The organism is Aureimonas sp. Leaf427 (assembly GCF_001425485.1).
Taxonomy (GTDB): domain Bacteria; phylum Pseudomonadota; class Alphaproteobacteria; order Rhizobiales; family Rhizobiaceae; genus Plantimonas.
The window spans coordinates 133,113-145,416 of sequence record NZ_LMQW01000007.1 but is presented as its reverse complement, the minus strand read 5'-3'; the positions used below and the strand labels follow the sequence as shown (position 1 = coordinate 145,416).

General features: G+C 67.0%; 11 protein-coding genes. 10 read left to right on the top strand and 1 reads right to left on the bottom strand.

Annotated features, from left to right (window positions below):
- The first annotated feature begins 45 nt into the window (after nucleotides 1-45).
- Together ASG62_RS07000 and ASG62_RS06995 are read left to right on the top strand one after the other, a co-directional pair.
- Nucleotides 46-372 (top strand): virulence factor, encoded by a 327-nt coding sequence (locus tag ASG62_RS07000; protein ID WP_056695580.1) that lies wholly within the window; start codon nucleotides 46-48, stop codon nucleotides 370-372.
- A 212-nt stretch (nucleotides 373-584) separates the two neighbouring features.
- Nucleotides 585-1,142, top strand: a complete 558-nt coding sequence (locus tag ASG62_RS06995) for a hypothetical protein (protein WP_056695578.1) — start codon at nucleotides 585-587, stop codon at nucleotides 1,140-1,142.
- A gap of 243 nt (nucleotides 1,143-1,385) precedes the next feature.
- Here the strand turns inward: ASG62_RS06995 and ASG62_RS06990 are convergent, their stop codons facing one another.
- Nucleotides 1,386-2,693 (bottom strand): PQQ-dependent sugar dehydrogenase, encoded by a 1,308-nt coding sequence (locus ASG62_RS06990; RefSeq protein ID WP_056695576.1) that lies wholly within the window; start codon nucleotides 2,691-2,693, stop codon nucleotides 1,386-1,388.
- 269 nt (nucleotides 2,694-2,962) lie between these two features.
- Between ASG62_RS06990 and ASG62_RS06985 the strand changes: the two genes are divergently transcribed.
- The 8 genes from ASG62_RS06985 to atpD all read left to right on the top strand — a co-directional run bounded on the left by ASG62_RS06985 (nucleotide 2,963) and on the right by atpD (nucleotide 12,303).
- Nucleotides 2,963-3,742, top strand: a complete 780-nt coding sequence (locus ASG62_RS06985) for a succinate dehydrogenase iron-sulfur subunit (protein ID WP_056695574.1) — start codon at nucleotides 2,963-2,965, stop codon at nucleotides 3,740-3,742.
- A gap of 211 nt (nucleotides 3,743-3,953) precedes the next feature.
- Nucleotides 3,954-4,487, top strand: coding sequence for a DNA starvation/stationary phase protection protein Dps (gene dps, locus ASG62_RS06980; protein ID WP_056695572.1), 534 nt, complete (start codon nucleotides 3,954-3,956; stop codon nucleotides 4,485-4,487).
- A 364-nt stretch (nucleotides 4,488-4,851) separates the two neighbouring features.
- Entirely contained in the window at nucleotides 4,852-7,083 is a 2,232-nt protein-coding gene (locus ASG62_RS06975; protein ID WP_082537279.1) for a primosomal protein N', read from the top strand.
- A 115-nt stretch (nucleotides 7,084-7,198) separates the two neighbouring features.
- Nucleotides 7,199-7,594, top strand: a complete 396-nt coding sequence (locus tag ASG62_RS06970; RefSeq protein ID WP_056695570.1) for a DUF4345 family protein — start codon at nucleotides 7,199-7,201, stop codon at nucleotides 7,592-7,594.
- A gap of 220 nt (nucleotides 7,595-7,814) precedes the next feature.
- Nucleotides 7,815-8,375: a F0F1 ATP synthase subunit delta gene (locus ASG62_RS06965; protein ID WP_056695569.1), complete on the top strand. Its 561-nt coding sequence runs from the start codon at nucleotides 7,815-7,817 to the stop codon at nucleotides 8,373-8,375.
- Nucleotides 8,375-9,904 carry a F0F1 ATP synthase subunit alpha gene (gene atpA, locus ASG62_RS06960; protein WP_056695567.1) on the top strand — a complete coding sequence of 510 codons (1,530 nt, stop codon included), beginning with the start codon at nucleotides 8,375-8,377 and terminating at the stop codon, nucleotides 9,902-9,904. The genes ASG62_RS06965 and atpA overlap by 1 nt, the downstream gene beginning before the upstream one ends.
- A gap of 47 nt (nucleotides 9,905-9,951) precedes the next feature.
- Nucleotides 9,952-10,827: a F0F1 ATP synthase subunit gamma gene (locus ASG62_RS06955; protein WP_056695565.1), complete on the top strand. Its 876-nt coding sequence runs from the start codon at nucleotides 9,952-9,954 to the stop codon at nucleotides 10,825-10,827.
- 21 nt (nucleotides 10,828-10,848) lie between these two features.
- Nucleotides 10,849-12,303, top strand: a complete 1,455-nt coding sequence (atpD, locus tag ASG62_RS06950) for a F0F1 ATP synthase subunit beta (protein WP_056695563.1) — start codon at nucleotides 10,849-10,851, stop codon at nucleotides 12,301-12,303.
- The last annotated feature ends 1 nt before the right edge of the window (nucleotide 12,304 follow it).

Here is a 12,304-nt window from a genome sequence, read left to right as displayed (position 1 = left end):
CTTTCCCCATCCATTGGACATAACAGACCGCCGGGTGGGGGACGCGTGTACGCCATCGCCTTCGATTTCGACACGGAACTGCTGGAGCAGCTCTACCCGAACTCCTCCTCGAGAAACGCCTACGCCGATGTGCGAACGTTTCTCGAGGAAAACGGGTTCGAGCACCGGCAGGTATCGGTCTATTTCGGGGAGCCGAATCTCACGGCGACCGAATGTATCGCGATCGTCGAGGACATGGCGGACGAGTTCTCCTGGTTCACGCCGTCGTTGAAGGACATACGGATGCTGAGGATCGAGGAGAACAACGATCTGATGGTCGTCCTCGACCGAAAGCGCCGGCGTGCTCGAAGGCGCTCGCGAACAGGCAACTGATACCCGGCGGAGTCGGCGCTCATGCGGCAATGGTGACGGAGCTTTGATGCTCGTCGCAGCGCGGTGTCCGTGAGATCGGAAAGTCCTGCCGGCTACGGTTCGAGCGCCACCGCATCGCGCGAAGCCTGCCATATTGTGGCCCAGGCGCTAGGTGCTCTACTCGGGCACGGCGACCGCCCGGGAAACGGGCTGCGCCACAGCGGAGGAAATTCATGAGACAGATCACGCGGACCGGACTGGCCGGACTTCTCGCTCTTGCTTTGGCCGGTTCCGCCATGGCGCAGACCGCGCCCGCAGCGCCCGCCGGCGCTCCGACCGCGACCGAACCCGCCGCCACCGAAACGCCGAAGGCGCCGGCCGCCGCGGGCGGCGATGCCAGCGATGCGACCGCGTCGGGCCAGCCGGCCGGGTCGGCACCCCCGACGGACGCATCCGGCACGGCACCGGCGACCGGGGCTGCCGCCGAGAAGACGTTTCCCATTCCGAAAGCCGGCGACAAGGCCAATCAGGTCGAGCTGATCACCGGCCTCTGCGGCGTGCAGATGAAGGACATGAAGCCGGAAAGCTGCAAGTGCCTCGCCGAGCAGGCGCTGACCAACCTCAGCGATCCCCAGCGCGACTACCTCATCGCCACCGTCGTCTCGCCCCCCGTCGCGGACCGCATGCTCGGCGACGGCCGCGTCGGACAGCCGGACCAGCAGGTCATCGCGAGTTTCATCGACAAGACGACGGATGCCTGCGCGACGGGCACGTTCAAGCCGACGAAGTAGACGAGACCGGGCCGGCCTTACCAGACCAGGTTCTTCTCCCCTTGCGGGGAGAAGGTCCCGGCAGGGGGATAAGGGGCCTCTGTACCCTGACGGCCAATCGATCGATGTGCCGTCGTGCTTCGATGCGTTGGCGGGCGGCACCCCTCATCCGGCTGCCGCCACCTTCTCCCCATGAGGGGAGAAGAACATCTTCTGGAATCCTCGGTGCTTCTGACAGCACTGAGGATTCTCGTTTCGTCGCTGTCACTCCTTCGCAGGCACCACACGCCAGACGATCCCGCCGGCATCGTCCGCGACGAGCAGCGCGCCATCCGCCGCCGAGAGCACGCCGACCGGGCGGCCATAGGTCTCGCCCTTGGCAGGGTCCGGCATGAAGCCGGTCAGGAAGTCCTCGATCGCGCCGGAGGGCTTGCCGCCCTCGAAGGGCACGAAGGCGACGCGATAGCCCGAGAAGTCCGAGCGGTTCCAGGAGCCGCGCTGGCCGACGAAGGCGCCGCCACGATACTTTTCCGGAAAGCTCGTGCCCTCGTAAAAAGCGAGCCCCAGCGAGGCCGTGTGGGCGCCGACCGCGAAGTCCGGCGTGATCGACGTGTCGATCAGGCCGGGTTTAGCCTTGTCCGCGATACGCGGGTCCGGCGTCTTGCCGTAATAGCTATAGGGCCAGCCGTAGAATCCGTCCTGCTTCACCGAGGTGATGTAGTCGGGCACGAGGGCGTCGCCGATCATGTCGCGCTCGTTGACGGCGGTCCAGAGCGTCGAGGTTCCCGGCAGGAAGTCCATGCCGACGGGGTTGCGAAGGCCCGCGGCATAGATGCGCTCGTTCTTCCCGTCGGGATCGACGGCGAGGATGTTGGCGCGGCGCGTCTCCTCCGCCAGCCCGTATTCGGCGACGTTGCTGGCCGAGCCGACGGAGACGAAAAGGGTCGAGCCGTCCTCCGAGGCGAGGAGATTGCGCGTCCAGTGGTTGTTGTAGCCGCCGGCCGGGAGGTCGAGGATCTTCTCCCCGGCCTCGGTGATCTCGGTCGCGCCGGTCTTGTAGGGGAAGGCCATCACGCCGTCGGTGTTGGCGACGTAGAGCCGCTCGCCGATGAGCGCCATGCCGAAGGGCTGGTTCAGGTCCTTCAGGAGGACGGACTTCGTTTCCGGCGTGCCGTCGCCGTCGGTGTCGCGCAGGAGCGTGATGCGGTTGGCGCTCTCCTTCACGGTGCCCGACTGTTTCTGGAGCTCCTGCTTCTTGCGCTCCTCCTCGTCCTTCGGGGGCTTGGGCGCCGTCGCGGCTTCGGCCACGAGCACGTCGCCGTTCGGCAGCTGATAGAGCCAGCGCGGGCCGTCCAGCTCTTCGGCGAAGCGCGTGACCGTGAAACCGGCCGGCGCGGTCGGCGCGGCGCCGTCCGGCCAGCCCACCTGCGTGTTGTAGTTCTGGACCTCGTGGGAGAGGTCGGGCGCGGGCAGGTCGAGCTTGGCGGGAGCGCCGGAGCCGGAGGTGACGGCCACCTGCGCCGCTGCGGGAAGCGCGACGAGCGCGGTGGAGAGGCAGAGAAGGGAAAGCATTCGCAAGGCGGGTTCGCTCCGGACAGGATCAGGGTTCTGGGAGGACGAATGCGGAGCTTCGAATCTCCGTTCCGCTTTTCCGGCTCACCGCGACCCAACACTTCCGTCAGACGGGCGAGAGGGCGCTGCAGGAAGCCGATCGGCACCACGCCGGAAACGATCCGGTTTTCAACCGATTCGCGCCGCTTTGCGTGCTCATTCGCCGCTGGCGTTTCGCACCGCACGCTTCTATGTTTCGAGCCGTTCCAAACAGGCACCGGACATTCGCAATGGTCGAACTGACGCTTCCCAAGAACTCCCGAATCGAGAAGGGCAAGGTCTGGCCGAAGCCGTCCGGGGCGAAATCGGTCCGCGAGTTCGGCATCTATCGCTGGTCGCCCGACGACGACCGCAACCCGCGGCTCGACACCTATTACGTCGACACCGACGATTGCGGCCCGATGGTGCTCGACGCGCTGCTCTGGATCAAGAACAAGGTCGACGCGACGCTGACGCTGCGCCGCTCCTGCCGCGAGGGCATCTGCGGCTCCTGCGCGATGAACATCGACGGCTCCAACACGCTGGCCTGCACCAAGGGCATGGACGAGGTGAAGGGCGCCATCAAGGTCTATCCCCTGCCCCACATGCCGGTGATCAAGGACCTTGTGCCCGATCTCTCGGTGCCCTACGCCCAGCTTCGCTCGATCGAGCCCTGGCTCCAGACCGAGACGCCCGAGCCCGAGAAGGAATGGCGCCAGAGCCACGACGACCGCGCCAAGCTCGACGGTCTCTACGAGTGCATCCTCTGCTTCTGCTGCCAGACCTCCTGCCCCTCCTATTGGTGGAACGGCGAGCGCTATCTCGGCCCCGCCGTGCTGCTCCAGGCCTATCGCTGGCTGATCGACAGCCGCGACGAGGCGACGGGCAACCGGCTGGACGAGCTGGAAGATCCGTTCAAGCTCTATCGCTGCCACACGATCATGAACTGCACGCAGGCCTGCCCCAAGGGGCTGAACCCCGCCAAGGCCATCGCCGAGATCAAGAAGATGATGGTCGAGCGCCGCGTCTGAGCGAAAGCCCCACGCCCGCCGCGGCGCGGCTCCCGTTCGAAGCCTGAAAAGGGCTCGGCCGTTTCCGGACGGCCGGGCCCTTTGTCGTTGGGATACCGACCGCCCGGGAACCGGAGGCGCGGTGGTCGATTAGGGATGCGAGATCGAGACGTGGAGGACGGGCGGATCGCCGCCACCCCGCGCTCGACCGCACTTCCTGAAGGAACGGACCATGGCCAAGACCCCGGAAAAGAAGAACCCCGACGTCCTGCTGCACGCGACCAAGAACCCGCAGAAGGAGAACGTGCGCGGCGCGATGGTGCCCCTGCTCCAGAAGCATCTGGGCACGGCGATCGACCTCTCCTATCAGGCCAAGCAGGCCCATTGGAACGTCAAGGGCATGAACTTCATCGCCGTTCACAAGCTCTTCGACGAGCTGCACGAACAGGCGGAAGGCTATGTCGATCTCATCGCCGAGCGCCTGACGGGCATGGGCGGACAGGCGCAGGGCACCGTGCAGGCCTCCGCCGCCAACTCCATCCTCCAGCCCTATGCGCTCGACATCGTGCATGCCGAAGATCACCTGCGCCGCCTCTCCGACAGCTACGCCGCCTGGAGCGAGGCCCTGATGGAAGGCATCGAGGAAGCCGACGACGCGGGCGACGACCTGACCGCCGATCTCCTCACCGAAGTCGGCCGCGGCATCAACACCAGCCTCTACTTCCTGGAAAGCCACTTCCAGGTCAAGCCGGGCCGCGCGATCTGATCGACTCGCGTTGAGGGGGGGCGCTTTCATAGAAAGTTCGGTACGGCAGACGTTTGCGTGGACTGATCGCGGACGGCAGACGTTCGCGGAAAGCCACCTGTGACGTCAAGCATCTGCGGGAGGCACCCCCCTCTGGCCTGCCGGCCATCTCCCCCGCAAGGAGGGAGATCGGCAGCGTCGGTGGTCGATCGAAATCTGAACCGTCTGCGACAAGCCTGATCTCCCTCCTTGCGGGGGAGATGCCGGCAGGCAGAGGGGGGTGCCTCCCGCCCGCATGACAGATATCCCCTTCCAGATCGCGATCGCGACGCACCTCGCGCCACCCCGCTTGCGGCAGCGCCCCCGGCCCGCGATATGAAGCGGCATGACGCGGACGCCCGGCCTTCTTGACCACCTCTTTCCCGATGAAGGCCAGCCGCAAGCCCAAAGCGGTCCGGCCGTCGTGCCGGTTCTCGTGCCCCTCCCGGCGGCCCGCCCCTATTCCTACGCCGTGCCCGAGGGCATGGTCGTTTCGCCCGGCTCGATCGTGCAGGTTCCGCTCGGGCCTCGGCAGGTCGCCGGCATCGTCTGGGACGGCGAGACCGACGGCGTCGATCCGAAGAAGCTGCGCCCGATCACCAAGGCCTTCGACTGCCCGCCGATCGACGCCGGCATGCGCCGCTTCATCGACTGGGTCGCCGACTACACGCTCTCGCCGCCCGGCCTCGTCGCGCGCATGGCGCTTCGCGCACCCGCCGCCTTCGATCCCGAACCCTTCATCGACGGGCTCAGGCGGACCGCCCACGAGCCGGACCGGCTCACCGGCGCGCGCCGCCGCGTGCTGGATGCGGCGGCGGATTCGCCGGCCTGGTCGCGCTCGGGCCTCGCCCATGCCGCCGGCGTCTCGGTCTCGGTGGTGGATGGGCTGGTGAAGCTCGGCGCCTTCGAAACGGTGCGCCTGCCGCCCGTTCCGGTCGTCGCCGCGCCCGACCCGGCCTTCGGCCGCGCCGATCTCAGCCCGGATCAGCGCGGCGTCGGCGAAGAGCTGGCCGAGAAGGTGCGCGAGGGCGTCTTCTCCGCGACGCTTCTCGAAGGCGTCACGGGCTCCGGCAAGACGGAGGTCTATTTCGAGGCGGTCGCGGCGGCGCTGGAAGCGGGCGGTCAGGTCCTCATCCTCCTGCCCGAGATCGCGCTGACGCAGGCCTTCATCGATCGCTTCCATGCCCGGTTCGGCGCGCCGCCTGCCGAGTGGCATTCCGATCTCGCGCCCCGCATCCGCGAAAAGGTCTGGCGGCAGGTGGCAGAGGGCGGTGTGCGGGTCGTGGCCGGCGCGCGCTCGGCCCTCTTCCTGCCCTTTCCCGATCTGAAGCTCGTCATCGTCGACGAGGAACACGACCCCGCCTACAAGCAGGAGGACCGCACCTTCTACCACGCCCGCGACATGGCGGTGGTGCGCGCCTCGCTCGGCGGCTTTCCCGCCATCCTCGCCTCCGCCACGCCCTCGATCGAAAGCCGCGTCAACGCCTCCGCCGGGCGCTACGGCCATGTCCGGCTGGCCGGGCGCTATGCCGAGGCCGCCATGCCGAGCCTCGGCCTCGTCGATCTCCGGCGCCATCCGCCGGCGCGCGGCCGCTTCATCTCGCCCATTCTGCAGACCGCCATCGCCGAAACCGTGGCGCGCGGCGAACAGGCGCTGCTCTTTCTCAACCGGCGCGGCTACGCTCCGCTGACGCTCTGCCGCGTCTGCGGCCATCGCTTCCAGTGCTCGGAATGCTCGACCTGGCTGGTGGACCACCGGCTGCGCGGCCAGCTCCAGTGCCACCATTGCGGCTTCTCCATGCGCCGCCCCGAATACTGCCCGGATTGCGGCACGTTCGATCATCTCGTCGCCTGCGGCCCGGGCGTCGAGCGAATCGCCGAGGAGATGCTGGAAACCTTCCCGGAGGCGCGCACGATCCTCCTCTCCTCCGACATGGCGGGCGGACCGCGCCGCCTGCGCCGGGAGCTCGAAGCCATTGCGGATGGCGAGGCCGACATCGTCATCGGCACGCAGCTCGTCGCCAAGGGGCACCATTTCCCCCTGATGACGCTCGTCGGCGCGGTCGACGCCGATCTCGGCCTCTCCAACGGCGATCCGCGCGCGGCCGAGCGCACCTTCCAGCTCCTCCATCAGGTGACGGGCCGGGCCGGGCGCACGGGCCTTGCCAGCCGCGGTCTCATCCAGACCTTCCAGCCCGAGCATCCCGTGATGCAGGCCATCGCCAGCGGCGAGCCCGAGCGATTCTACGACCGGGAGATCGCCGAGCGCGAGCGGGCGGGCCTGCCGCCCTTCGGCCGCCTCGCCGCCATCGTCGTCTCGGCCGCGACACGCAAGGAGGCCGAAGACCATGCGCGGGCGCTGAAGGGCGCAGCGGCCGAGGACGGCGCGATCGAGGTGCTCGGCCCCGCCGAGGCGCCGCTCGCGGTGCTGCGCGGCCGCCACCGGTTCCGCCTTCTCTTCCAGGGCCATCGGCGCGCGCCGATGCAGGCCTATCTGCGCGCCACCATCGCCGCGGCCCCCCGCCCGCGCGGCACGGTCGAGGTGCAGATCGACATCGATCCGCAGAGCTTTCTCTGACGCGATACCGCGCGGGTGACACGCCGCCGAATCTGCCGAACATGAAGTGATATCCGGGCGGGCCTGTGATACCGGCTGCGCGTCGACGAGGACCGCGAAGGACGAGAGACGCCCGATGGAGATCCAGCTCCCCCAGACGACCGCCGAGCTCCTGCCCTTCTCGGCGGCGGCCGCGACGCTTCTCTTCGGCCTCTTCGCCATGTTCACGCCGCGCCTCATGCTGCGGGCCTTCACGATCCACGCGATGAACCAGCAGCCGCAGGGCGTCGCCGAAATGCGCGCCACGCTCGGCGGCTTCTATGTCGGGATCGGGCTCCTCTCGCTGCTTCTCTTCGACCAGCAGAACATCCAGCTTCTGCTCGGCGGCGCCTGGACCTTCGCCACCTTCGGCCGCCTCGTCGCGCTTCTGTCGGACGGCGTGTCGCGCTGGGCGAACACGGTTCTGCTCTTTCTCAGCCTCGCCATCGCGGCCGCATCGCTCGCCAGCGGCTTCGGCATGGTCCATTCCTGAACGGCGACCGGCAAAAACGGCGAGACCGAGGCGAAATCCTTTCCCATCCGGCGTTGTGGCGGGGAAACCGCTATGCTAGAGGGACCTTGCCTCTCGCTCGAGAGCCTCTCGACCGAGAGGGTCCAGCGGAAAATAATCTGAACGGCTTCAAGGCGTTGGCACGACCCACAAGGGGACGGACCGGGTGCTTGACCATCAAGGAAGAGAGAAGCGGTCGTCCGTGGCAACATCATCCTCTCCCGTCTCGGGAGTCGCAGAACGCTACGCTCTGTCCCTGTTCGAACTCGCACGCGATGAGGGTTCGGTCGACGCCGTCGAATCCGAACTCGCCGCGTTCGGGGGCCTTATCGAAGACAATGCCGATTTCCGGCGCCTCGTCCTCAGTCCCTCCTTCACCTCCGAGGAGCAGCTCGCCGCCATCACCGGCGTCGTGGCGGAGACGCGGCCGGGCGCCCTCACCGGCAATTTCCTGAAGGTGATCGCAGCCAATCGGCGCCTCTTCGCGCTGCCGGCGATGATCCGCTCCTTCAAGGCCATGGCATCGGCCCATCGCGGCGAGATCCAGGCCGACGTGACGAGCGCCCAGGCGCTGAACGACGCGCAGCGGACGGAATTGCGCGAGGCGCTCGGCGCCTATGCCGGCAAGTCCGTGACGATGCACGAAAGCGTCGATCCCTCCATTCTCGGCGGTCTCGTCGTCAAGATCGGCTCGCGCCAGATCGACACGTCGCTCCGCACAAAACTGAATTCGCTCAAGCTTGCGCTGAAAGAGGTCGGCTGATGGACATCCGGGCCGCGGAAATTTCCGCAATTCTGAAGAACCAGATCAAGAACTTCGGCAACGAGGCCGAAGTTTCCGAGGTCGGACAGGTGCTCTCGGTCGGTGACGGCATCGCGCGCGTCTACGGCCTCGACAACTGCCAGGCCGGCGAGATGGTCGAGTTCCCCGGCGGCATCCGCGGCATGGCGCTGAACCTCGAGTCGGACAATGTCGGCGTCGTCATCTTCGGCTCCGACCGCGACATCAAGGAAGGCGACACCGTCAAGCGCACGGGCTCGATCGTGGACGTGCCGGTCGGCATGGGCCTGCTCGGCCGCGTGGTCGACGGTCTCGGCAATCCGATCGACGGCAAGGGTCCGATCGAGAACGCCGTGCGCCGCCGCGTCGACGTCAAGGCGCCCGGCATCATCCCGCGCAAGTCCGTGCACGAGCCGATGTCCACGGGCATCAAGGCCATCGACGCGCTGATCCCGATCGGCCGCGGCCAGCGCGAGCTGGTCATCGGCGATCGCCAGACCGGCAAGACCGCCATCCTGCTCGACACGTTCCTCAATCAGAAGCCGGCGCACGACGCGGGCAACGACAAGGAAAAGCTCTACTGCGTCTACGTTGCGATCGGGCAGAAGCGCTCGACCGTCGCGCAGTTCGTCCGCACACTCGAAGAGCGCGGCGCGATGCAGTATTCCATCGTCGTCGCCGCCACCGCCTCGGACCCCGCGCCGATGCAGTACATCGCGCCCTTCGCCGGCTGCGCCATGGGCGAGTACTTCCGCGACAACGGCATGCACGCCGTGATCGCCTATGACGATCTGTCCAAGCAGGCCGTCTCCTACCGCCAGATGTCGCTTCTCCTGCGCCGTCCGCCGGGCCGCGAAGCCTATCCCGGCGACGTCTTCTACCTGCACTCGCGTCTCCTCGAGCGCGCCGCCAAGCTGAACGACTCGCTCGGCGCCGGCTCGCTGACCGCGCTTCCCGTCATCGAGACGCAGGCGAACGACGTGTCCGCCTACATCCCGACCAACGTGATCTCGATCACCGACGGCCAGATCTTCCTCGAGACCAACCTCTTCTACCAGGGCATCCGCCCGGCGGTGAACGTCGGCCTCTCGGTCAGCCGCGTCGGCTCGGCCGCGCAGATCAAGGCGATGAAGCAGGTCGCCGGCTCGATCAAGGGCGAGCTCGCCCAGTATCGCGAGATGGCCGCCTTCGCGCAGTTCGGCTCCGATCTCGACGCCTCGACCCAGCGTCTCCTCAACCGCGGCGCGCGCCTGACCGAACTCCTGAAGCAGCCGCAGTTCTCGCCGCTGAAGACGGAAGAGCAGGTCGCGGTCATCTTCGCGGGAACGCAGGGCTATCTCGACAAGCTGAAGGTCTCCGACGTCGGACCGTTCGAGCAGGGGCTCCTGTCCTCGCTCCGCACCGAGCACAAGGATCTTCTGGAGACGATCGCCCGCGAGAAGGCTCTCTCGGACGACAGCCGCGCCAAGCTCAAGTCGGCTCTCGACAGCTTCGCCAAGTCCTTCGCCTGAACCCGCCTCGCGGCTCACGACACTATTGCCGGAGATGATGCGGCCCTATGGCTTCGCTTAAGGATCTCAGAAACCGCATCGCCTCCGTCAAGGCGACGCAGAAGATCACCAAGGCCATGCAGATGGTCGCGGCGGCCAAGCTCCGTCGCGCCCAGGAAGCAGCCGAGGCCGCACGCCCCTATTCGGAGCGCATGGCCGCGGTTCTCGCCAACATCGCCGGTGCGATGGAGGGCGATGCGCCTGCTCTCATGACCGGAACCGGCAAGGACGACGTGCATCTGCTCGTCGTCTTCTCGTCCGACCGCGGCCTCGCCGGCGGCTTCAACGCGCAGATCGTGCGTCTGGTGCGCGAACATGCCCGCAAGCTCGTTGCCTCCGGCAAGACGGTCAAGATCATGTCCGTCGGCCGCAAGGGCACGGACATGATGCGCCGCGATCTCGGCGACCGGATCGTCGAGCGCCGCGAGCTTCGCGACGTGAAGAAGATCGGCTTCGTCAACGCCGACGAGATCGGCTCGAAGGTCATTTCGATGTTCGAGGCTGGCGAGTTCGACGTCGCCACGATCTTCTTCTCCGAATTCCGGAACGTGATCACGCAGATCCCGACCGCCCGGCAGATCATTCCCTCCTCGATCGAGGGCGCGGGCGCAGCGGCTTCCGAAGGCGGCGCGGTCTACGAATACGAGCCCGACCCGGCCGAGATCCTCGCCGATCTCATCCCCCGGAACATCAAGATCCAGGTCTTCCGCGCGCTTCTCGAGAACGCGGCTTCCGAACAGGGCGCCCGCATGAGCGCCATGGACAACGCCACGCGCAATGCCGGCGACATGATCAAGAAGCTGTCGATCTCCTACAACCGGCAGCGTCAGGCGCAGATCACCACCGAACTCATCGAAATCATCGCAGGCGCCGAGGCGCTCTGACGTTTGCGAAAGGAGGCCGTGATGGCTGACACGAACTTTAACGGAGCGGCGACCGGCCGCGTTGCTCAGGTCATCGGACCCGTCGTCGACGTCCAGTTCGACGGCGAACTGCCCGCGATCCTGAACGCGCTCGAGACGACGAACAACGGCAGCCGCCTCGTCCTCGAGGTCGCCCAGCATCTCGGCGAGAACACCGTGCGCACGATCGCCATGGATCTCACCGAAGGCCTCGTGCGCGGCCAGCCCGTGACCGACACCGGCGAGCCGATCCAGGTTCCCGTCGGCGACGGCACGCTCGGCCGCATCATGAACGTCATCGGCGAGCCGATCGACGAGGTCGGCCCGATCCAGTACGAATCCAAGCGCGGCATCCACCAGCTCGCGCCTCCCTATGTCGAGCAGTCCCCCGAGAGCCAGATCCTGGTCACCGGCATCAAGGTCATCGACCTCCTCGCGCCCTATGCGCGCGGCGGCAAGATCGGCCTCTTCGGCGGCGCCGGCGTCGGCAAGACCGTTCTGATCCAGGAACTGATCAACAACGTCGCCAAGGCGCACGGCGGCTACTCCGTCTTCGCCGGTGTCGGCGAGCGCACCCGCGAAGGCAACGATCTCTACTACGAGATGATCGAGTCCGGCGTGAACAAGGACCCCCACGAGAACGGCGGCTCGACCGCCGGCTCGAAGGCGGCACTCGTCTACGGCCAGATGAACGAGCCGCCGGGCGCCCGTGCCCGCGTCGCGCTGACCGGCCTCACCATCGCCGAGCACTTCCGCGACCAGGGCCAGGACGTTCTGTTCTTCGTCGACAACATCTTCCGCTTCACGCAGGCGGGTTCGGAAGTGTCGGCTCTCCTCGGCCGCATCCCGTCCGCCGTGGGCTATCAGCCGACGCTCGCGACCGACATGGGCATGATGCAGGAGCGCATAACGACCACGACCAAGGGTTCGATCACTTCGGTGCAGGCCATCTACGTGCCTGCCGACGATCTGACCGACCCGGCGCCTGCCACCTCCTTCGCGCACTTGGACGCGACGACGGTTCTGAACCGCGCGATCTCCGAGAAGGGCATCTACCCGGCGGTGGATCCGCTCGACTCGACCTCGCGCATGCTCTCCCCGATGATTCTGGGCGAAGAGCACTACACGGTCGCCCGTAAGGTGCAGGAGACGCTGCAGCGCTACAAGTCGCTACAGGACATCATCGCCATTCTCGGCATGGACGAGCTCTCCGAAGAGGACAAGCTGACGGTCGCCCGCGCCCGCAAGGTCGAGCGCTTCCTGTCCCAGCCCTTCTTCGTCGCGGAGGTCTTCACCGGCTCGCCCGGCCAGCTCGTTCCGCTGGAAGACACGATCAAGAGCTTCAAGGGCCTCGTCAACGGCGAGTACGACCACCTGCCCGAGGCCGCCTTCTACATGGTCGGCGGCATCGACATGGCCGTCGCCAAGGCGCAGAAGCTCGCGGCCGAGGCCGCCTGAG